The sequence below is a fragment of the Micromonospora sp. NBC_01796 genome (assembly GCF_035917455.1).
GTDB lineage: Bacteria > Actinomycetota > Actinomycetes > Mycobacteriales > Micromonosporaceae > Micromonospora_G.
Genome location: NZ_CP109078.1, coordinates 2,056,198 through 2,075,883, shown reverse-complemented (window position 1 = coordinate 2,075,883; position 19,686 = coordinate 2,056,198). Strand labels below are relative to the sequence as shown.

Below are 19,686 nucleotides of genomic sequence, written 5' to 3'. Positions count from 1 at the left end.
CACGGCACCGGGCCTGGTCAGGGCGGACTAGCCTGCGGAGCATGAGCACTGATCAACGGGCGGACCAACTGGTCGACGTCCTGATCGCCGAGTTCGGCGAGTCGATGGCCCTGGACCCGGCCGCGTTCCGGCGCAAGTTCCGCAAGATGGCCGCCTCACCGTTCGCCTTCTACCGGGGCAGCGCCTCGGTCTTCTACGCGGACCTGACCGGCGACTTCGCCGACGACCGGTTCCTCACCCCGCGTACCAGCCGGGTCTGGATCCACGGCGACCTGCACGCCGAGAACTTCGGCACGTACATGAACGGCTCCGGCCAGCTCGTTTTCAACGTCAACGACTTCGACGAGGCGTACGTCGGGCCGTTCTCCTGGGACCTGAAGCGGTTCGTGGCCAGCGTGGCGTTGATCGGGTACGCCAAGGCGCTCTCCGACGACGTCATCAGCGACCTGGTGAGCCGGTTCGCCCAGACGTACCTGACCGAACTGCGGGCGATCGCGGCCGGCGGGGAGGAGGCGATCGGCTCCATCACCCTGGAGAACGCCGACGGGGTCCTGCGTACGGTGCTGCAACGGGCCAGGCTGAGCACCCGGGTCGACCTGCTCTCCGCCCAGACCACCATCGACAACTACGAGCGCCGGTTCGCCCTCGGCGACGGGGTGTTCGAGATCGACGAGGCGGCCCGCGCGGAGGTGGTCACCGCGTACGAGCGCTACCTCGGCACCCTGCCGGCCTCCACCACCGGCCTGCGCCCGGTCGCCGCCCAGATCAAGGACGTGGTGCTGCGCAAGGGGGTGGGGATCGGTTCGGCCGGGCTACCGTCGTACAACCTGCTGCTGGAGGGGCACACCCAGGCGCTGGAGAACGACGTGGTGATCTACATGAAGCAGGCCCAGGTGCCGGCGGTGGCCCGGTACGTCGACGATCCGGGTGTGCGGGGCTACTTCCGGCACCAGGGGCACCGGACCGCCGAGTCGCAGCGGGCGCTCCAGGCGCACGCCGACCCGTGGCTGGGCTTCACCGAGCTGGGCGGGGTCGGCCAGCTCGTCGCCGAGGTGTCGCCGTACGCCGCCGACCTGGACTGGTCCGACGTCAACGAACCGGCGGAGCTGGCCGGGGTGATCGGCGACCTGGGTCGGGCGGTGGCCCGGATGCACTCGGTGGCCGACGACGAGTCCAGCCACGACCTGGTCGACTACTCCACCGAGGAGGAGATCGTCGCGGTGGTCGACAAGGACGAGTCCGGCTTCGTGGCCCACCTGGTCGACTTCGCGCACACCTACGGGCTGCGTGCGCGCCGGGACCACCAGATCTTCGTCGACCTGTTCCGCAACGGCCGGCTCCCCGGTCTGTAGCCGAGCCGACGGGGAGCCTCAGGCGAAGTCGAGTACGACCTTGATCTCACCGGGTACGGGGGTGTACGCCTCGGCGTACGCCTCCACCGGGACCCGGCGGCTGATCAGTGCTTCGAGCCACTGCCGGTCGGCCTTGGCCAGGGCGGTGGCGGCGAGGTCCCAGTGCCGACGGTTGGCGTTCACCGAACCGAACACCACGTTGTTCTCTAGCACCAGGTTCCGGTTGAGCGCACCCGCATCGAAGTCGATCATGCGCCCGCCGGTCGAGACGCCGGTCAGGCAGACGATCCCGTTCGGCGCGGCCTGGCACATCACGTCCAGGACAACCGACGGGGCACCGGTGCACTCCAGCACCACGTCGGGCTCGAAACCGAGCGCCGCCATCCCCTCGGAGTGGTACTGCGCGCCGAGCGCCCGTACCAGGTCCGGCTTGGGGCCGGTGGAACTCCGGTCCAGGACGTGCACGGTGAAGCCGCGCTGGCAGGCCAGGAGGGCGGCGAGCAGCCCGATCGGCCCTGCCCCGGTGACCAGTACGGTCTCCGGTCGCCAGACGGCCCGCGTGCCGATCCGTTCGATGTGCTCCCACGCCTTCGCCACGATGCTGGCGGGTTCGAGCAGCACCCCGACCTGCGCGAGCGCCGGTTCGAGCAGGATCGCGTACTGGGGGTCGACCCGCCAGCGCTCCCGGGCGAAGCCGGGCAGGCCCTTGATCCCGTGCTCGGTGTACTGACCGTTGCTGCACATGTCCCACTCGCCGACCGCGCAGTTCGGACAGGGGACCGGGTCGGGGTGGCGGACGACACCGGCCACCAGGTCACCGGGGCGCAGCGAACCGGTCGGGTCCTCGATCACCCGTCCGAGTGACTCGTGACCGATGACCAGTTCGGCGATCCCCGGCGGTGCCTCGCCGTAGTGCCCGTCGATGATCTCGTGGTCGGTCCCGCAGATGCCCACCGACAGCGCCTGGACCAGCACCGCCCCCTCGTCGATCGGCGGCTCGGGATACCCGTCGACGAGGCGCAGCGAGTTCGGGGTCCCGGGGATGACAGTCACGGCGCGCACGCCCGTCATTCTCCCGCACCCTCCCCGCGATCTAGGGCATATACGTGTTTGTTGATCTTCAATCACCACCATATGCCCTAGATCGCGGAGGTGGGCGGGTGGTGGGCGGGTGGGGGGAGGGGGCGGGGAGGGGGTGGGGGAGGGGTGGGGGGTCATAGGATCGCGGGCATGACGCCGGACGAGATCGGTACGCGACTGGGCACGCTCCTCGGTGGTGAGCAGCTCACGGTCGGGGTGTCCGGCGGGCAGGCGTACGCGCGGGCGACGGTCGACGTACCGCCGGACCGGTGGCGCGACGCGCTCCGGACCGCCCGCGACGACGCCGACCTGGACTGCGACTTCTTCGACTGGCTCTCCGCCGTGGACGAACTGGCGGACGGGTTCGACATCGTCGCCCACCTCTGGTCGACCCGGCACCGGCACGGGGTGCTGGTGCGTACCCGGGTGCCCCGGCCCGAGCCCGAGGTGCCGTCCGTGGTGGACCTCTACCCCGGTGCCGCCTGGCACGAGCGGGAGACGTACGAGATGTTCGGGATCGGTTTCGCCGGGCACGCCGACCTCCGGCCGCTGCTGCTGCCGCCGGAGTTCGAGGGGCACCCGCTGCGCAAGGAGTTCGTGCTCGCCTCACGGGTGGCAAAGCCGTGGCCGGGGGCGAAGGAACCGGGTGAGTCGGAGGCGGGGACGGCCCGCCGGGCGCCGATGCGACCGCCGGGCGTACCGGCGCCGGGTGAATGGGGCGACCGCTGATGCCGCTCTGGCTGGAACTGCTGATCCGGGTGGTGGCCGTCGTGGTCGCGTTCCTCACCCTGCCGCTGGTCGTCGGGCAGCTCGAACACAAGGTGATGGCGCACATGCAGGGCCGGCTCGGCCCGATGTACGCGGGCGGCTTCCACGGCTGGGCCCAGTTGATCGCCGACGGGGTCAAGTTCGTACAGAAGGAGGACATCACGCCCCGGGCCGCCGACCGGGCGGTGTTCCGGCTGGCGCCGGTGGTGGCGCTGGTGCCGTACCTGTTGGCCTTGCTGGTCATCCCGCTCGGACCGGGGGATCTGGTCGGGCAGCCGCTGGACATCGGCCTGTTCTTCGTCCTTGCCGTGATCGGCGTGGGCGTGGTCGCGGTGCTGATGTCGGCGTGGGCCTCGGCGAACAAGTACAGCCTGCTCGGCGGCCTGCGAGGGGCGGCCCAGCTGCTCGGTTACGAGCTGCCGCTGGTGCTGTCGGCGGCGAGCGTGGCGATCGCCGCCGGCACGCTGAGCCTGCCCGGCATCGTCGAGGCCTGGCAGCCGTGGTGGCTGATCTGGCAGGCGCCGGCCATGTTCGTGTTCTTCGTCGCCGGGCTGGCCGAGATCCGCCGCCCGCCGTTCGACATGCCGATCGCCGACTCCGAGCTGGTCTTCGGCTACATGACCGAGTACACCGGCCTGCGGTTCGCGTTCTTCCTGCTCGCCGAGTACGTCGGCATCGTGGTGATCGCGGCCCTGACCACGGTCCTGTTCCTGGGCGGTTGGCAGGGCCCGTTCGGGGACGAGTACCTCGGCTGGCTCTGGACCCTGCTCAAGATCTTCGCGGTGTCCTTCGTGGTGATCTGGTTCCGGGTGTCCTACCCCCGGCTGCGCGAGGACCAGTTGCAGCGGCTCTGCTGGCTGGTCCTGGTCCCGGTGTCGCTGGGCCAACTGGTCCTCACCACGGCGGTCCGCGTCGCATTCTGACCGGGGCCCGTACGGGGGCTAGGCTGACGCACCGTGGTCGACATCGACAGCGCGGTACGACGGTTCGTGAGCGACGTCTGGCACGACTCCCGTGAGGAGACGGCGTACGAGTTGGTCGCCGAAGAGTGCCCCGGCCTCGGCGGTTCGGGGCCGGCGGCGGTCCTGGCCTGGCACCGGGAGCGGCGTACGGCCTTTCCGGACCTGCGCTACAAGATCGTCGACCTGATCGTCTCCGGTGAGCGGGCTGCCCTGCACTGGCGGGCCGCCGGCACGCAGCGTGGTGCCTTCGGGCCGGTGCCACCGACCGGGCAGGTGGTCAGTTACTCCGGTGCCACGTTCCTGCGCTTCGACCCGGTCGGCAAGATCATCGACGTGTGGAGCGTCAACGAGCTGTTTCAGCTCCTGCAACAGCTCGGCGTCGAGGTCCTGCCACCGCTCACAGGTGCCGGGGGATCAGCCGACTGACCGGCAGGTTCATCGCCCACGGCTCCCCGGTGTCGACGAACTTGTTCCACCGGCCCGTTTCCGTGTACACCTCGTGCACCGGATCGATCTTGTACGTGTAGACCGTCAGCCCGTCCTCGAACTCGATCCGCCAGTAGAACGGGATCCCGGCCTGGGCGTAGAGCGCCGGCTTCAGGATCCGGTCCATCGACTGCGACCCCTGGGAGACGATCTCGACCGCGAGCACCACCTCGTGCGGCTCGTACTTCGCGGTCCGCCGGGCGGCGGCGGCAGCGGTCGTGACCAGCACGTCCGGGATGAACGAGCGGCGGCGGTTGATCCGCACCTCGACACCCTGGGTGACGTCGTACTCGTCCGGACAGTCGGCGTCCAGCGCGGCGGCCAGGCGCCAGGCGATCGTCTGGTGGGCGGCCGTGGGGGAGGGCGACATGATCAGAACTCCGTCGAGCAGCTCGCGGCGGTGGCCGTCGTCGGGCAGGGCATCCAGATCGTCAGTGGTCCACCCGTCCGTCGGCGGGTAGGCGTCGCTGAGTGCGGAGGTCATGCGAAGTTCCTCTCACGCGGGGCCGGGATCCCCGTGCCCAGGGTACGGCACCCCTGACGGCCGGTAGGGCGGGAAGTGGCGGGTGGTGGTCGCGCGGGGGCGACCGACAGTGCAGGATGGGCGGCATGAGCGAGCGAAGTGGGCCGGTGGCATGAAGGTGCCCGGAGAGGGTCTCGCGAAGGGGCTGGCGGTCACCCTCAAGACGATGGTCGGCCACTCGCACACCCAGCAGTACCCGGACGTCGAGCCCGAGCTGCCGCCGCGCTCGCGTGGCGTGATCGCCCTGGCCGAGGAGAACTGCACGGTCTGCATGCTCTGCGCCCGGGAGTGCCCGGACTGGTGCATCTACATCGACTCGCACAAGGAAGAGGTCCAGGTCCCCGGCGCGGCGCGCCCCCGGCAGCGCAACGTCCTGGACAAGTTCGACATCGACTTCTCCCTCTGCATGTACTGCGGGATCTGCATCGAGGTCTGCCCGTTCGACGCGCTCTACTGGTCACCCGAGTTCGAGTACGCCGAGTACGACATCAAGGACCTGCTGCACGACAAGGACCACCTGGGGCAGTGGATGGCGACCGTGCCGCCGCCCCCCGCGCACGACCCGAACGGTGAGCCGGCGAAGGAGGAGACCGCCGCCGCACGCAAGGCCGCGACCCCGCCGCCGGGCGCCGCCGCCCCGACCACCCCACCGGTACGCCCACAGCGTCCCGCCGCGCCCCCACCACCCTCGGCGGCACCGTGACCGGGGCGGATGTGCTGCTGCTGGCCCTCGGTGCGGTCGCGGTCGGCTCCGGCGCACTGGTGGTGACCACCCGGCACCTGGTCCGGGCCGGTCTCTACCTGGTGGTCTGCCTCGGTGCGATCGCCGGTCTCTACCTGGTGCTCACCGCCGAACTGCTGGCCTGGGTGCAGGTGCTCGTCTACGTCGGCGCGGTCGTGGTGCTCCTGCTCTTCGCGGTGATGCTCACCCGCGCCCCGATCGGCGCCTCCACCGACCTGGACCGGCCCGGTTGGCCGGCCGCCCTGATCGGTGGTGGCACCGGGGCCGGGCTGACGCTGCTGCTGATCGACGCGTTCCGCTGGTCCAGGGTGGAGCTGCCGGAGCCGGGTACGGCCGAACGGCTCGGCGCGGAGATCTTCGGCCGCTGGGTGCTCCCGTTCGAGGTGCTCTCCGTACTCCTGCTCTCGGCACTGGTCGGTGCGATCGCGATCAGCGTACGGATTCCGGGGCGGCGCCGATGAGACCCGTGATCCCGTACGTCACCGCGGCGATCCTGTTCGGCCTGGGCGTCTACGGCGTACTCCGCCGGCGCAACGCGGTGCTGGTGCTGATGGCGGTCGAGCTGATGCTCAACGCGGTCAACCTGCTGCTGGTCACCGCCGACAGCACCACCCGGGCGGCGCTGCCGCACGGCGGGCAGGTGTTCGCGCTGTTCGTCATCGTGATCGCCGCCGCCGAGGTGGGCGTCGGACTGGCCATCGTGCTGCAGCTCTACCGGTTGCGGGGCAGCGTCGCGCTGGACGAGGTGACGCTGCACGAGCATCCGCCGGACGAGGGTCCCGAACCAGCGGTCGACACCACCGGCACCGGCCCCACGGGTTCCGCCGCCAGTGGGGTGGGGGCCAGGTGACCGCCGCGATCGTGCTCGGCTGGCTGCTTCCGGCCGTACCCTTCGGGGTGGCCCTGGCCGGCCTGTTGCTGCCGCAGCGGTCCCGGGCGGTCGCCGCCGGCCTCGGCATCGCCGGTGCCGCCGCGAGCCTGGTCGTCGCGGTGATCCTGCTCGCCACCCTGGACGGTGCCGCGGCCGAGGGTTCGGCGCTCTGGGTCGAGTTCGGTGGCCTGGAGGTGACCGCCGGGGTACGCCTCGACCCGACCGCCGCCCTGGTCGCGATCGCCGTGGCGGTGGTCGCGCTCGCGGTACAGGTCTACTCCGTCGGTTACCTCGACGACGACGACCGGTACGCCCCGTACGCCGCGCAGATCAGCCTCTTCACCGCCGCCATGTTGCTGGTGGTGGTCGCCGGTGACCTGCTCCTGCTGCTGGTCGGCTGGGAGGTCATGGGCATCTGCTCGTACCTGCTGATCGCGCACGACCGGCGGCTGCCGGAGGCTCCGGCGGCGGCGGTGAAGGCGTTCCTGGTCACCCGGGTCGGTGACGTCGGCTTCCTGCTCGGCATCGCGGTGCTCGGTTTCACCGCCGGCAGCTTCCGGATCTCCGAGGTGCTCGCGCACGACTTCCACGGCACCACGCTCACCGTCGCCTGCCTGCTGCTGCTGGCCGGGGTGGCCGGCAAGAGCGCCCAGTTCCCGCTGCACACCTGGCTGCCGGACGCGATGGCCGGTCCGACCCCGATCTCGGCGCTGATCCACGCGGCCACCATGGTCGCCGCCGGCATCTACGCGGTGACCCGGCTGTACCCGCTCTTCGTCCAGTCCCCGGCGGCGCTGACCGTGCTCGGGGTGATGGGCGCGGTCACCCTGCTGCTCGGGGCGCTGGCCGCGACCGCGCAGGACGACATCAAGCGGGTGCTGGCCTGGTCCACGGTCTCCCAGATCGGTTACATGGCCGGGGCGCTCGCCGTCGGCTCGCCCGCCGCCGCGCTGTTCCACCTGCTCAGCCACGCCGCCTTCAAGGCGCTGCTGTTCCTCGCCGCCGGGTGTGTCATCCACGCCACCGGGACCAACTCGATGTCGGCGATGGGCGGGCTGCGCCGCCGGATGCCGGTCACCTTCTGGTGCACGGTGATCGGGCTCGGCGCGCTCGCCGGGGTGCCGCCGCTGGCCGGGTTCTGGAGCAAGGACGGCATCCTCGCCGTCGCCGAACGGGCCGCGCTCGACGGGGTCGGCCCGGCCGGCGCACCGGTGGGCTGGCTGGTCTGGATCTCCGGCCTGGTCGGGGTCGCGGTCACCGCCTGGTACGCCACCCGCCTGCTGCTGCGCGCCTTCGCCGGCGCCTACCGGGGCAACGCGACGCCGCACGACCCGCCCGCGTTGCTCCGCTGGCCGGTGCTGGTGCTGGCCGTACCGAGTGCCCTGTTCGGGGCGGTCGCGTTCGCCGGGCCGTTCGCCGGGTGGCTCCGCCCGCCGGGGATCACCGAGCACCCGCCGAACCTGCTGCCACTGGACGAGGAGCTGATCCACTTCGGCCCGCAACTGGTGTACCCGGTCGCCCTCCTCCTGCTCGGTGCGGGACTGGCCTGGTGGCGGTGGCGGCGCGATCCGGCCGCCGACCCGGCGACCGCGCTGGGCCCGCTGCGCCCGGCCTTCGACCGCGCCTTCTGGCTTGACGAACTCCAGCACACCCTGGTCGTACGCCCGGTGACGGCGCTGGCCCGGCTCGGCCGGCGCGGCGACGAGGTCCTGGTCGACGGGGCCGTCGAAGGGGTCGGCCGGGGCAGTGGCGCCCTCGGTGACTCCCTCGGCACCCTGCACCGGTCGGGGCTGCCGAGGGCCGCGACCGCCGTACTGGCCGGGGCGTTGCTGATCGGGCTCGCCGCCGTGTTGATCGGAGTCGGCGGATGAGCGCCGGACAGGTCGGACTCGTCGCCATCCTGGCCCTGCCGGCGGTCGGTGCGGCGGTGACCGGCGCGCTGCCCGAGCGCTTCGACCGGGCCGGACGGGTGGTCGCCACCGGTTTCGCCGCCGCCACGCTGGTGGTGAGCGTCCTGCTCTTCTTCGGTGTCGGTGGCGGCGGCTTCGCCCACCAGGTGCCGGAGCAGGGGCCGCCGGGGATCCACCCCTGGCACGAACTGGACCTGACCTGGGTGCCCGGACTGGACCTCCGGTTCCACCTCGGGGTGGACGGGATCTCGTACCCACTGGTCGTGCTGACCACGCTGCTGACCCTGCTCTGCTGCCTCTACACCTGGTGGCGGGCGCCGGCACCGGGCCGGGGCCGTACGCTGGCCGCCCTGCTGCTGGTCATCGAGGTCGGCATCCTGGGCACCTTCCTCGCCCTCGACCTGGTGTTGTTCTTCGTCTTCTTCGAGGTCGTCCTCCTCCCGATGTACGCGGTCATCGCGATCTGGGGCGGGGAGCGCCGGGTGCACGCGGCCCGGAAGTTCGCCCTCTACACCCTCTTCGGCTCGGTGCTCCTGCTGGTCGGGGTCTTCGTCGTGGTCAGCGCGGCCGGCACCGCCGACATCGTCGCCCTGACCGGTGGGAACGGGCTGTCCCGGACCACCCAACTGGTGGCGTTCACCCTGTTCGCGCTCGCCTTCGCGGTGAAGAGTCCACTCTGGCCGCTGCACTCGTGGCTGCCGGACGCGCACAGCCAGGCGCCGACCGTCGGCAGTGTCATCCTCGCCGGGGTGCTGCTGAAGATGGGCACGTACGGCCTGATCCGGATCGGTGTCGGGGTCACCCCGGAGGGTGCCCGCTGGGCCGCCCCGGTGCTCGGTGTGCTCGCCGTCGCGGCGATCATCGTCGGTGCCCTGGTGTGCCTGGCCCAGACCGAACTGAAGCGGCTCATCGCGTACTCCAGCGTCGGCCACATGGGTTTTGTCGTGCTCGGCATCGCCACCGTGACCACCACCGGGATCCAGGCCGCGCTGATCGGCAACATCGCCCACGGGGTCATCACCGGGCTGCTGTTCTTCATCGCCGGGGCGATCAAGGACCGGGCACACACCGGTGAACTCGCCGACCTGGGCGGGCTGCGGGAGACCGCGCCCCGGCTGGCCGGGCTGCTCGGGTTCGCCGCCATCGCCTCCCTCGGACTGCCCGGACTCGCCGGGTTCTGGGGCGAGGCGTTCGGCGTGGTCGCCGCGCTGCGCCTCGGCGGACCGCTCTGGACCACGCTCGGCGTACTGGCGGCGTTCGGCGGGGCGCTCACCGCCGCGTACTTCCTGCGGCTGCTGCGCCGGATCAGCCACGGCCCCGCGACGCCCGCCGTGGCCAACCTGACACCCCGGGGGTACGCCGTCGAGCAGGCCATCTGGGCGCCCCTGGTGGTGCTCATCCTCGCCGTCGGCCTGCTGCCGCCGATCGCGCTGGACGTCGCCGACGAGCCGGTGAAGGCCCTGATCGAGGCGATCTCATGAACCTGACCCAGAGTGTGGACAACATCGCGCTGCTGCCGGCGTACCTGGCCGCCGGGACCGCCGTACTGGTGCTCCTGGCGGACCTGGTGGTGGCCCGGCGGGGCGCGACGACGGCCGTGTTCGCGGTCGGTGCGCTCGCCACCGCCGCCGGGGCGCTGGTGGTGGGCGGCGGCGGCGACCGGCAGACGTTCTGCGCCGGCGACGCCTGCTCCTACCTGTTCACCGGCCGGACCGGCCTGATCGCAGCCCTGTTCGCCCTGCTCACCCTCGGGGTGCTGGCGTTCTCGGTGCCGCTGCTGCGGGCCGGCGAGGTGCCGGCGGGGGAGTACTGCTTCCTGCTCGCCTGCTCGATGACCGGCGGTGTGGTGCTCGCCGGTGCCGGCGACCTGATCACCCTGATCGTGGCGCTGGAGACCCTGACCCTGCCGCTGTACGTGCTGGTCGGGCTGCGCCGGCGCAGCGTGGCCGGCGCCGAGGCGGCGGTCACCTTCTTCGTGGTCAGCGTGGTGGCGACCGCGGTCACCCTGCTCGGCGCGGCCCTGCTGTACGCGGTCACCGGGGCGCTGCACTTCCGCCTCCTGGCGACCGCGTTCGCCGCCGACCCGGACCTGCTGGACATCCCGCTCACCTCGGCCGCGGTGGCGCTGGTGGTGCTCGGGCTGGCCTTCAAGATCGCGGCGGTGCCGTTCCACGCCTGGGCCCCGGCCACGTACGACGGCGCACCGCTGCCGGTCGCCGCGTACCTCTCCACCGCGTCGAAGCTCGGCGGTGTGGTCGCCCTGCTCGCGGTCACCGGGATCGCCGCACCGGTGGCCGGGTCGGTGGTCTCGGACGGGTCGGTCCCGTTGACGAACGCCGTCCTGCCCGCGTCGGTGACCGGGCCGGTGCTGGCCGCACTGGCGGTGCTGACGATGACCGTGGGGAACCTGGTCGCGCTCCGGCAGACCCGCATGATCCGCCTGTTGGCCTGGTCCTCGGTGGCCCAGGCGGGATATGTCATCGCCCCGCTCGGCGCACTCGCGCTCGCTGGCGGGCGCACCCCCGAGGCGTTCGAGACGGCGCTCGCCGCCGCGCTCGCGTACACCGTCTTCTTCGTCCTGCTGGAGCTGTCCGCGTTCGGGGCGGTGATCGCCCTGCGGGCCGGGCACGGTGACGGCGGGGAGATCGGGGACTACCGGGGGGCAGCCCGCCGCCGTCCGGCGGTCGGTGCCGTACTGGCGCTGGCGCTGGTCGGGCTCGCCGGGCTGCCGCCCGGACTGGCCGGTCTGTTCGCCAAGGTCACCGTGGTCCGGTCGCTGCTGTTCGGGGACTCCGACTGGCTCGCCCTGGTGGTGGCGGTCAACGCGGTGATCGGACTGGCCTACTACGTACGCGTCGCCGCGACGATCTTCTCCCCGGCCCCGGAAGCCGCCGTCCCGGGTCAACTCCCCACCGGGGTACGGGTCCCCTGGCCGGTCGCCACGGCGCTCGCCGCCGCCACCGTGGTCACGGTGGTGATCGGCTTCGCCCCGCAACTCGTCCTGGACGCCGCCGCCGGTTGGTGACGTCCGCCCCACCGGCTGGTGACAACGGCCCCTAACCGGACTTCGGTGCTCCAACCTCCGCCGCCCATCGGCGTCTTACAGGCAACTCTCAGCTATATGGGGATTGTTGATGGGTATCGAGTTGTTGGAACGGTCAGCGGTTTCACGAGAACCGCGCACCGAAGGAGTGATAGTGCACAGCCACCGCAACGGTCTCAAGACGGCCGCACTGCTGGGCCTGCTCACCGCGCTGATTCTCGGCGTCGGTTACGCGTTGGGCGGCAGCGGCGGTCTGGTCGTCGCCGTCCTGGTCTCGCTGGCGATGAACGCCGCCAGCTACTTCTGGTCGGACAAGCTCGCGCTCCGCTCGATGCGGGCGAAGCCCGTCACCGAGGCGGAGTTCCCGGCGCTGTACCAGATGGTCCGGGAGCTTTCCACCTCCGCCGGGCAGCCGATGCCCCGGCTCTACGTCAGCCCGACCATGCAACCGAACGCGTTCGCGACCGGGCGTAACCCGCAGCACGCGGCGGTTGCCGTGACCACGGGCATCACCCAGATTCTCGACTACCGCGAACTGCGGGGCGTGATCGGACATGAGCTGTCACACGTGTACAACCGTGACATCCTCATCTCCAGCGTCGCGGCGGGTCTCGCCGGCATCATCACGATGCTGTCGTACTTCGCCTGGTTCCTGCCGATCGGTGGCGGGGATGACGACGACGGCCCGAACCCGGCCGCGCTGCTGCTCATGCTGATCCTCGGCCCGATCGCCGCGAGTGTGATCCAGCTCGCCATCAGCCGGAACCGCGAGTACGCCGCGGACGCCTCCGGCGCCACGATCACCCGCGACCCGCTGGCCCTGGCCAGCGCCCTGCGGAAGATCCACGAGGGTACGCAGCGGCTCCCGTTGCCCGCCGACAACCGGCTCACCTCGACCGCCCACCTGATGATCGACAACCCGTTCAAGGGTGGCGGCCTGGCGGGTCTCTTCTCCACCCACCCGCCGATGCAGGAGCGGGTACGCCGGCTGGAGCAGATGGCCCAGAACTCGGGGCCGGTGCAGTTCCAGCGTTGATCAGGCACTGACACACGCCCAGCGACACGAACCGCCGACCGGGATCCCCGGTCGGCGGTTCCGTGTCTGCCGGCCCGTTCTGCGTCCTCCTAGACCCGTCGGGGCCTTCCGGTCGGGACAAGTCGTTTCACCGCGACCCGACCGGGGCGTTAGGGTCAGGAGGTCTTCCGCTCGTTACACACTTTTGTTTCGGCCCAGCATGCCGGGCTGTTACATCCGTACGACGTCGTTCCGTCCCAGAACGCTGATCCCGACCAGGAGGTCGCACCCGTGGCTGCGCTGCGCCAGTATCTGTTGGTTTGGCGGATCCCCGGCGCGCCCATGCTGTTGATCACCGGCATCATCGGCCGGCTTGGCATCGGCATGACCCCACTGGCGCTGCTCCTGGTCGTCGAGCAGGTCACCGGCAGGTACGCCCTCGCCGCCGCGGCCGGCGGCGTCTACGCCCTCGCCGGCGCCGCGCTCAGCCCGATCGCCGGCCGGATCGCCGACCGGATCGGCCCCACCCCGGTCCTCGTCGTGACCGCCGTCGCCCACCCGCTCGCCCTGGTGGGACTGCTGCTCGCCAGCCGCGCCGGTGCGGACGCGCTCAGCACGATCTACCTCATGTCCGGTGTCGCCGGGGCGACCTTCCCGCCGCTCACCGCGGCCATCCGGGGCGCCTGGAACGACCTCACCGAACCCGGCTCCGGCCGGTACGGGCTCCGCAACACCGCACTCGCCGCCGAGACCTCACTGTTCGAGATCGTCTTCGTGCTCGGCCCCCTGCTGGTCGCCTTCTTCGTACTGCTCGCCGACGCCACCGCCGCCCTGATCGGTGCGGCCGTGGTGACCCTCGTCGGAACCCTCGCCGTAGCGCTCGGCCGGGTCATGCGCGGCTGGCGCCCACACCCGAACCACGCACACGCCACCGGCCTCGGCCCGCTGCGTTCGGGCGGGTTCACCGCCCTGCTGCTCTGCGCCGCCGGCCTGGGGCTCGCGTTCGGCGCCGCCGGGGTGGCCGTGCCCGCGTACGCCTCCGCACACGTCTCCGGAGACGCGGAGAGCCTGGCCGGGGTGCTGCTCGCCGTCTGGGGGGTCGGCAGTGCCGTCGGCGGGATCTGGTTCGGCACCCGGCGACCGGCCCGGAACCTGACCCGACAGTTCGCGCTACTGCTCGCCGCCGTCGCGGCCAGCTTCGCCGTGTTCGCCCTGATGCCGCACCCGGTGGCGCTCGGCATCGCGCTGGTGATCGGCGGGGCGACCATCGCGCCGGCGCTGACCCTGGAGAACACCATGGTCGGGCGGATCTCGCCCGGCAGCATGCTCAATGAGGCGTACACCTGGCTGGTGACGATGTCGGTGGCGGCGAGTGCCGCCGGTGGCGCGGTCGCCGGGTTGATCGTCGACCAGGTCGGCGTACCGTGGGCTTTCCTCTTCGCCGGGGCGGCCGTCGCCGTCGCGGCCCTGGTCGCGGCGCCCCGCCGGGGTCCGATCGCAAGGGCCGAAGCCCGCGAGGCCGTACGGGTGGAACAGGCCCTCGCCGCCGAACTGGTCTGACCACCCCGGTACGCCGCCCCGGTGGTCCACGGGGTCGGCCCCGGGGTGCGGCCGCGGCCCGCGCTGGTTCGGCGGGCCGCAGCGGTGGTGTCAGCGGTAGTTCGTAAATTGGAGAGCGACGCCGAAGTCCTCGGTCTTGAGCAGTGCGATGACGGCCTGCAGGTCGTCCTTCTTCTTGGCGGTGACCCGGAGCTGGTCGCCCTGGATCTGCGCCTGTACGCCCTTCGGGCCCTCGTCGCGGATCTTCTTGCCGATCGACTTGGCCTTCTCCGAGTCGATCCCCTGGATGACCTTGCAGTCGATCTTGTAAATCTTGCCCGAGGCGCGGGCGTCACCGGCGTCCAGAGCCTTCATCGAGATGTTCCGCTTGACCAACTTCTCCCTGAAGACGTCCAGCGCCGCCTTGACCCGCTCCTCCGTCTCGGCCTGCAGGCTGATCGCCTCCTCGCCGGACCAGGAGATCTCCGCGCCGGTGCCCCGGAAGTCGAAGCGCGTGCCGAGCTCCTTCTCCGTCTGCCGGAGGGCGTTGTCGATCTCCTGCCGGTCGACCTTGCTGACGATGTCGAACGACGGGTTGGCTGCCATGATCATGCTCCTGCTGGGTCGCGGTATGAAGATGTCCCGGACGGCTGCTGGGCGGTCCGACATGCCGACCGTACCCGGTTGCGTAGATGCCCGGTGCAACCGCTATCCTTGCTTCCGCTGCCGCGTTCAACGTGGCGGCACGCCCTGGCGGGTTGCCCGAGCGGCCAATGGGAGCGGACTGTAAATCCGTCGCGAAAGCTTCAGAGGTTCGAATCCTCTACCCGCCACCAGGTGCGGTTATCGCCCCTGACCAGCAGAGATGCCGGTCAGGGGCGATTCTCGTTGGTCCAGCCGAGGCCAGCCAGATCCAGCCGTCTACGGCTCCCAGTGGGCAGATAGTGGGCAGGCGGATCTTGGCTCTTCTGGGGCTGGGCCCTCAGGCGCCTCGTGCGCGTGTCCGTACGGCTCTGGTCCCTCCGGTGGATCTTGCTGGGGTCCTGGGCTGGATGGCGTCAGGGGACCTGCTGGGAGGGCGGTGTAGCTAGGTAGACGAGCCGGGTCTCGGTCCGCGGCCGCAGCCAGATCCAATCCAGCTTGCCGTCCAACGGTGGGTGCCGTGCGGGTCACCGCCTGAACGCACAACTGGCCGTCTCGGACGTCGTCTCATTCGCGGGTGTCCAGCGTTACTTGGCGGCGATCTGTTGAACCCTGCTGTCAGTCGCTGGTCGTGCGGCGTACGGTGCCCGCCAGGGCCTCAAGAGCGTCTGGGCCGGTCGCACCGGATCCTCAGTCGTCCCGACCGCAGAGCACTCGGTGATACGCGAGGTGAGCCGGATCGATGAGGTGGCCCGCGTGTCGGCGCAGCGGGCCGACCAGGCTGCCGTCCTTCGACAGACGTACCATCCACGACTTGTCGACGTAGATCGTGAACGTGTCGAACAGAACGTGGTGATTGGGGCAGAGGCACAGGATGTTCGAGGTGTGGTCCGGACCGTCATGGGGTGAGCCCAGGCCACGCGTGTGGGCAGCCTGGCTGTAACCGCCGTTCGGGGTCTCCAGACGATTGCCGCACACCTGGCACCGGTGGTCGTACATCCGCTTCACGGTCTCCGCGAGCCTCGTGCTTCGGATGATCCGTTGCACCGCGACCTGCCGCCGGGAGGTCGAACCTGCGTCGCCCTCGTGCACGACCGTGGATGGCAGGCTCTCGAACGTGCCGGAGGCCGACTCGTATCCGGCCAGGCCGACATCCGCGAGCAAGGCCGAATGGTCCACGTTCGCCAGGTGTCGGGTCAGGATCGTCCGCACGGCCCTGGCCCGGACAGCATGGTCCTTGAGAAGGATCGCGGCCTCTGCCGTGAAGCCGGCGGACGGGTTGTCCTGCTCCAGCACTTCCAGCCGCGAGGTGGAATCCGGATCCGCCATGCCCACCACCTCCCACAGTCCGCATTTCTGTAGGTGCCAGAACGGGTAGGCGGGGCGGCTCTCCATGTCCGGCAGGCCGTAACGCTCGAGGATCGGGGTGAGACCCGCCCGAAATTCGCGCCACGAGGTGAGTCGGGTCTGTTCGTCTGGACGAAGGCCGATTGCCCAGAGCAGCGTCAGCGGGTTGTGTCGGACCGGTACCTCGATGGGGGTCTTCATCGCAAGCATCTCGATCGCGGTGATCAGTTCTCCCCGGGTCAACTGACTCCGCATTGAGACGGGCTTCTGCTGGTCGTTGGCGACGTTGCCGGTTGGCACAGGCAGCAGCGCTTGTACCTTGTGCCACGTGTCGGCATCGATCAGAGTCAGGCTTCTCAAGATCGGGTTCCGAATGTTGAGCGACCGAAGGATCGGTGCGGCGACAACGGGCTCCGGGAACGTCGTGATGTCGTCGAGCGCGACTATGTGCTCCCAGGTGGCACCGGCAGGATCCGCCCCCCAGACGAACCGGGCCACGTCGGGGTTGTGGAACCGGTGCACGATGCGGGCGCGGGCAAAGAAGCGTCTCTTGTTGTAGAAGAGGACATCGTCTCCGACCCGGCGATCCCGTATCGCCCGGAATTTCTCGTTGCCTGTGCCACTGCTCTTCGCCGCCGGGGTGGTGCCCCACAGGCGGGCGACTCCGTCCGGGTAGAGACGGGCAAGCACTGCGGCGTCCGGACCGAGCAGCGGAGCCAGGTCGGCCAGCGGAATGCCTTGCTCCATAGATTTCTGATAGTTCTCGGCGCCACGTACCTGCGGGCCGCCCCTGGGCTGAAGCACGAGTTGGCGCCGTTCCGGCAAGGCCGCCGATTGCGGTGGCTCGACCGGGCCACGCTGGGCCGCTGCCACACGTGCCTGGTCAGAGAGTGCGGATCCATTGTGGTTGGCGACTCGCATCCCGACAGCTTGACACGGCCGTGCGACGCTGACCGTCACTGGCCCGCCGACGGCCTGATGGGCGTCCGTCGGCAAGTCACTCAACCTGGCGCTCGTACCGGTTGTACTTGTCGCTCCGGCCACGTGCCTGATCCGCCGGGTAACGCTCGGCGTTGAGCAGCATCTTCGCCCGCAGGGCCGTCGCCAGGTCGACCTGGAGGACGTCCGCGAGACGCAGCAGGTAGGCGAGGACGTCGGCGAGTTCATGGCGTACGGCTTCGGCGCGGGCCGGATCTTCCATAATCCCGGCGGACTGTTCCGGTGTGAGCCACTGGAAGATTTCGAGCAGCTCCCCTGCCTCACCGGCCAGTGCCATGGACAGGTTCTTGGGGTCGTGAAACTGCTCCCAGTCGCGCTCCCGGGCGAAGTGCCGTACCTGTTCTTGCAGCTCGTGCAGGGTCATCCGCTATGGATACCACCCCGCGCGGCACGGGTACGCGAAACCCTGGGCCGCCCCGCGCGACACGCGTCTGCGGGAATCAGCAGCAAAGTGTCGGTGGGTTCGTCTACGGTCTCTGCCGTAACTCCTTGGTACCCGTCTGGCTTCACGCCACCCACCGAGAAGGAGCGGACCCACATGGGCTCTCGTTGTCTGCTACGCCGTACCGTCGCCGAGATCCTCGCGACCGACAGCAATGTCTTCATCGCCGAACTGGAGCAGGCGTTCCGCCTGCAGATCGGCAAGAGTCCGACTTCGAGTGAGGTCAACTCGTGGCGGCGGAGCATCCCCACCATCACGCAGGCTCTCGCGGCCGAGGGACTCCACCAGGTGGCGGTCCTGATCGAGCTACGGGGTCCGTTGACCAACACCCGGATGGACCTCGTCCTGGTCGGCTCCCATCCGAGCGACGGCAGGTCGAGTGTTGTGGTGGTCGAGAACAAGCAGTGGTCGAAAACGGATGCGGTGCCCGCCTCGGAACTGGTGAGGGTCCCCGGGTTACCGGACCAGGTGCACCCGGCGAACCAGGTTTGGGCGTACTGCAACACGCTCACCAACTACCTGCCGGCGTTGGAGAACGCGCACGTCTACGGCATGGTCAACATGCACAACGCCTCCAGCGGTGACCTGTACCGGATCCAGCCGGCCGCTATGGGCCTCGATCCGGAGGTGTGTCGCAATGTTCGGATCTTCGGCGACGATCAGCGCGATGATCTGGGACGGTTCTTTCGCGCGGTGCTCTCCGCCACCGATGCGGCAAGCCACGCCGACTACCTGATCAAGTCCCCGGTGCGGCCCACCAGGGCTTTGATGACCGCGGTCAGCGACGCGGTACTGCGCCGCAGCGTCTTCACGTTGCTCGATGACCAGCGCCTGGCGTACGACCACGTGCTGCGCGCGGTGCACGAGAGCCACGCGAACAACCACAAGGAGATCATCCTGGTGGTTGGCGGACCGGGTACGGGCAAGAGCGTCATCGCCATCGAACTGCTCGGGGCACTCAGCCGGCTGAACACCAGCACGGTCCACGCGACCGGCAGCAAGTCGTTCACCAACACCCTGCGCGACCAGCTCGGCACGAGCAACCGCCGGGCGAAGCAGGTCTTCACCTACTTCAACAACTACGCCCACGTGAAGCAGAACGGCATCGACGTCCTCATCGCCGACGAGGCGCACCGGATCCGGCTGAGTTCCAACCACCGGTTCACCCCACGCGACCGCCGCTCCACGATCGCCCAGGTCGAAGAGCTGATCAACGCGGCCCGGGTACCGGTCTTCCTGCTCGACGAGAACCAGATCGTACGCAAGGGCGAAATGGGCTCGGTCGAGTCGATCAGGCAGGCGGCGGCGAACCTCGGCATCCAGGTCACCGAGGTGCACCTGCGCGACCAGTTCCGCTGCGGCGGCTGCCAGGAGTACGTCGACTGGGTCGAGGAACTCCTCGGCCTGACCGGCAACGGCCCCCGTGTCTGGGAACCGCTGGACACCTTCGATCTTCGGCTCGCCGACACCCCCGAGGCGATGGAGCGCTACCTGCGGCAGAAGCTCGACCAGGGACTTCAGTCACGGATCGCCGCTGGGTACTGCTGGTCCTGGAGTGATGCCCGCCCGGACGGCAGCCTGGTGGACGATGTCGTGATCGGCGACTGGAAGCGGCCCTGGAATTCCCGGGCCGACCGGATGATCAACGGCATCCCGGCGGCCGACCTCTGGGCCACCCACGAGGGCGGGTTCCACCAGGTCGGCTGCGTCTACACCGCCCAGGGCCTGGAGTACGACCACGCCGGGGTCATCCTCGGCCCCGACCTCGTCTGGCGCGACGGCGCCTGGGTCGCCGATTCCAAGGCGAGCTACGACAGCAAGGTCAAGGGCGCTGTCAACTTCGACCAGCTGGTCCGTAACACCTACAAGGTGCTCGCCACGCGCGGCAGTCGTGGGGCCGTCCTGTACTCGGTCGACCCCGAAACCCGGGCCATGCTCGCCGGCCTCGGCATCCCCAAGATCTGA

18 protein-coding genes and 1 tRNA gene are annotated in these 19,686 nt (G+C 70.1%); 14 read left to right on the top strand and 5 right to left on the bottom strand.

What is annotated here, in order from left to right; genetic code table 11:
- Nucleotides 1-41 precede the first annotated feature (41 nt).
- Nucleotides 42-1,352: a DUF2252 domain-containing protein gene (locus tag OIE47_RS09555; RefSeq protein WP_326561132.1), complete on the top strand. Its 1,311-nt coding sequence runs from the start codon at nucleotides 42-44 to the stop codon at nucleotides 1,350-1,352.
- A gap of 18 nt (nucleotides 1,353-1,370) precedes the next feature.
- Here OIE47_RS09555 and OIE47_RS09550 read toward each other — a convergent pair whose 3' ends face one another.
- A complete protein-coding gene (locus OIE47_RS09550) occupies nucleotides 1,371-2,414 on the bottom strand; it encodes a glucose 1-dehydrogenase (RefSeq protein ID WP_326561131.1) in 1,044 nt (347 codons plus the stop codon).
- A gap of 168 nt (nucleotides 2,415-2,582) precedes the next feature.
- Here OIE47_RS09550 and OIE47_RS09545 point away from each other — a divergent pair, with 168 nt between their 5' ends.
- From OIE47_RS09545 to OIE47_RS09535, 3 genes are read left to right on the top strand one after another with little or no spacing between them, the layout of a single operon-like run.
- Complete coding sequence (locus tag OIE47_RS09545) at nucleotides 2,583-3,161, top strand: NADH-quinone oxidoreductase subunit C (protein ID WP_326561130.1); 579 nt, start codon at nucleotides 2,583-2,585, stop codon at nucleotides 3,159-3,161.
- Nucleotides 3,161-4,123 (top strand): complex I subunit 1/NuoH family protein, encoded by a 963-nt coding sequence (locus OIE47_RS09540; RefSeq protein ID WP_326561129.1) that lies wholly within the window; start codon nucleotides 3,161-3,163, stop codon nucleotides 4,121-4,123. Before OIE47_RS09545 ends, OIE47_RS09540 begins: the two co-directional genes overlap by 1 nt.
- A gap of 33 nt (nucleotides 4,124-4,156) precedes the next feature.
- The gene (locus OIE47_RS09535; RefSeq protein ID WP_326561128.1) at nucleotides 4,157-4,588 is read left to right on the top strand and encodes an ester cyclase; all 432 of its coding nucleotides are present in this window, start codon (nucleotides 4,157-4,159) and stop codon (nucleotides 4,586-4,588) included.
- Here the strand turns inward: OIE47_RS09535 and OIE47_RS09530 are convergent.
- Nucleotides 4,560-5,132 carry a Uma2 family endonuclease gene (locus tag OIE47_RS09530; RefSeq protein WP_326561127.1) on the bottom strand — a complete coding sequence of 191 codons (573 nt, stop codon included), beginning with the start codon at nucleotides 5,130-5,132 and terminating at the stop codon, nucleotides 4,560-4,562. The two genes, OIE47_RS09535 and OIE47_RS09530, sit on opposite strands and share 29 nt — an antisense overlap.
- Nucleotides 5,133-5,283: 151 nt before the next feature.
- Here OIE47_RS09530 and OIE47_RS09525 point away from each other — a divergent pair, with 151 nt between their 5' ends.
- The 8 genes from OIE47_RS09525 (at nucleotide 5,284) to OIE47_RS09490 (ending at nucleotide 14,312) form a co-directional block, all read left to right on the top strand.
- Nucleotides 5,284-5,874: a NuoI/complex I 23 kDa subunit family protein gene (locus tag OIE47_RS09525; protein ID WP_326561126.1), complete on the top strand. Its 591-nt coding sequence runs from the start codon at nucleotides 5,284-5,286 to the stop codon at nucleotides 5,872-5,874.
- Nucleotides 5,871-6,374: an NADH-quinone oxidoreductase subunit J family protein gene (locus OIE47_RS09520; protein ID WP_326561125.1), complete on the top strand. Its 504-nt coding sequence runs from the start codon at nucleotides 5,871-5,873 to the stop codon at nucleotides 6,372-6,374. The genes OIE47_RS09525 and OIE47_RS09520 overlap by 4 nt, the downstream gene beginning before the upstream one ends.
- On the top strand, nucleotides 6,371-6,763 hold the full coding sequence (gene nuoK, locus OIE47_RS09515; protein ID WP_442792067.1) for an NADH-quinone oxidoreductase subunit NuoK: 393 nt from the start codon (nucleotides 6,371-6,373) through the stop codon (nucleotides 6,761-6,763). The genes OIE47_RS09520 and nuoK overlap by 4 nt, the downstream gene beginning before the upstream one ends.
- Nucleotides 6,760-8,655, top strand: a complete 1,896-nt coding sequence (locus tag OIE47_RS09510; RefSeq protein WP_326561124.1) for an NADH-quinone oxidoreductase subunit 5 family protein — start codon at nucleotides 6,760-6,762, stop codon at nucleotides 8,653-8,655. Before nuoK ends, OIE47_RS09510 begins: the two co-directional genes overlap by 4 nt.
- On the top strand, nucleotides 8,652-10,175 hold the full coding sequence (locus OIE47_RS09505; protein ID WP_326561123.1) for a complex I subunit 4 family protein: 1,524 nt from the start codon (nucleotides 8,652-8,654) through the stop codon (nucleotides 10,173-10,175). The genes OIE47_RS09510 and OIE47_RS09505 overlap by 4 nt, the downstream gene beginning before the upstream one ends.
- Entirely contained in the window at nucleotides 10,172-11,719 is a 1,548-nt protein-coding gene (locus OIE47_RS09500; protein WP_326561122.1) for an NADH-quinone oxidoreductase subunit N, read from the top strand. The genes OIE47_RS09505 and OIE47_RS09500 overlap by 4 nt, the downstream gene beginning before the upstream one ends.
- Before the next feature lie 172 nt (nucleotides 11,720-11,891).
- Nucleotides 11,892-12,773, top strand: coding sequence for a zinc metalloprotease HtpX (gene htpX / locus OIE47_RS09495; RefSeq protein ID WP_326561121.1), 882 nt, complete (start codon nucleotides 11,892-11,894; stop codon nucleotides 12,771-12,773).
- A 270-nt stretch (nucleotides 12,774-13,043) separates the two neighbouring features.
- The gene (locus OIE47_RS09490) at nucleotides 13,044-14,312 is read left to right on the top strand and encodes an MFS transporter (RefSeq protein WP_326561120.1); all 1,269 of its coding nucleotides are present in this window, start codon (nucleotides 13,044-13,046) and stop codon (nucleotides 14,310-14,312) included.
- Nucleotides 14,313-14,402: 90 nt separating this feature from the next.
- Here OIE47_RS09490 and OIE47_RS09485 read toward each other — a convergent pair whose 3' ends face one another.
- Nucleotides 14,403-14,897 (bottom strand): YajQ family cyclic di-GMP-binding protein, encoded by a 495-nt coding sequence (locus OIE47_RS09485; RefSeq protein WP_326561119.1) that lies wholly within the window; start codon nucleotides 14,895-14,897, stop codon nucleotides 14,403-14,405.
- Between the two features lie 146 nt (nucleotides 14,898-15,043).
- Here OIE47_RS09485 and OIE47_RS09480 point away from each other — a divergent pair.
- Nucleotides 15,044-15,127, top strand: a tRNA-Tyr gene (locus OIE47_RS09480).
- Between the two features lie 496 nt (nucleotides 15,128-15,623).
- On the opposite strand, the gene OIE47_RS09475 is transcribed toward OIE47_RS09480, so the two are convergent.
- Both OIE47_RS09475 and OIE47_RS09470 read right to left on the bottom strand, forming a co-directional pair.
- Complete coding sequence (locus OIE47_RS09475; protein ID WP_326561118.1) at nucleotides 15,624-17,201, bottom strand: HNH endonuclease; 1,578 nt, start codon at nucleotides 17,199-17,201, stop codon at nucleotides 15,624-15,626.
- A 76-nt stretch (nucleotides 17,202-17,277) separates the two neighbouring features.
- Nucleotides 17,278-17,643, bottom strand: a complete 366-nt coding sequence (locus OIE47_RS09470; RefSeq protein ID WP_326561117.1) for a nucleotide pyrophosphohydrolase — start codon at nucleotides 17,641-17,643, stop codon at nucleotides 17,278-17,280.
- Nucleotides 17,644-17,817: 174 nt separating this feature from the next.
- Here OIE47_RS09470 and OIE47_RS09465 point away from each other — a divergent pair, with 174 nt between their 5' ends.
- On the top strand, nucleotides 17,818-19,686 hold the full coding sequence (locus OIE47_RS09465; RefSeq protein WP_326561116.1) for a DUF2075 domain-containing protein: 1,869 nt from the start codon (nucleotides 17,818-17,820) through the stop codon (nucleotides 19,684-19,686).

Excerpts from the sequence above, each read along its gene's own strand:
- OIE47_RS09555 (WP_326561132.1), top strand. The coding sequence starts at position 42 with ATGAGCACTGATCAACGGGCGGACCAACTGGTCGACGTCCTGATCGCC.
- OIE47_RS09545 (WP_326561130.1), top strand. The coding sequence starts at position 2,583 with ATGACGCCGGACGAGATCGGTACGCGACTGGGCACGCTCCTCGGTGGT.
- OIE47_RS09540 (WP_326561129.1), top strand. The coding sequence starts at position 3,161 with ATGCCGCTCTGGCTGGAACTGCTGATCCGGGTGGTGGCCGTCGTGGTC.
- OIE47_RS09530 (WP_326561127.1), bottom strand. The coding sequence starts at position 5,132 with ATGACCTCCGCACTCAGCGACGCCTACCCGCCGACGGACGGGTGGACC.
- OIE47_RS09525 (WP_326561126.1), top strand. The coding sequence starts at position 5,284 with ATGAAGGTGCCCGGAGAGGGTCTCGCGAAGGGGCTGGCGGTCACCCTC.
- nuoK (WP_442792067.1), top strand. The coding sequence starts at position 6,371 with ATGAGACCCGTGATCCCGTACGTCACCGCGGCGATCCTGTTCGGCCTG.
- OIE47_RS09505 (WP_326561123.1), top strand. The coding sequence starts at position 8,652 with ATGAGCGCCGGACAGGTCGGACTCGTCGCCATCCTGGCCCTGCCGGCG.
- OIE47_RS09500 (WP_326561122.1), top strand. The coding sequence starts at position 10,172 with ATGAACCTGACCCAGAGTGTGGACAACATCGCGCTGCTGCCGGCGTAC.
- OIE47_RS09485 (WP_326561119.1), bottom strand. The coding sequence starts at position 14,897 with ATGGCAGCCAACCCGTCGTTCGACATCGTCAGCAAGGTCGACCGGCAG.
- OIE47_RS09475 (WP_326561118.1), bottom strand. The coding sequence starts at position 17,201 with ATGCGAGTCGCCAACCACAATGGATCCGCACTCTCTGACCAGGCACGT.
- OIE47_RS09470 (WP_326561117.1), bottom strand. The coding sequence starts at position 17,643 with ATGACCCTGCACGAGCTGCAAGAACAGGTACGGCACTTCGCCCGGGAG.
- OIE47_RS09465 (WP_326561116.1), top strand. The coding sequence starts at position 17,818 with ATGGGCTCTCGTTGTCTGCTACGCCGTACCGTCGCCGAGATCCTCGCG.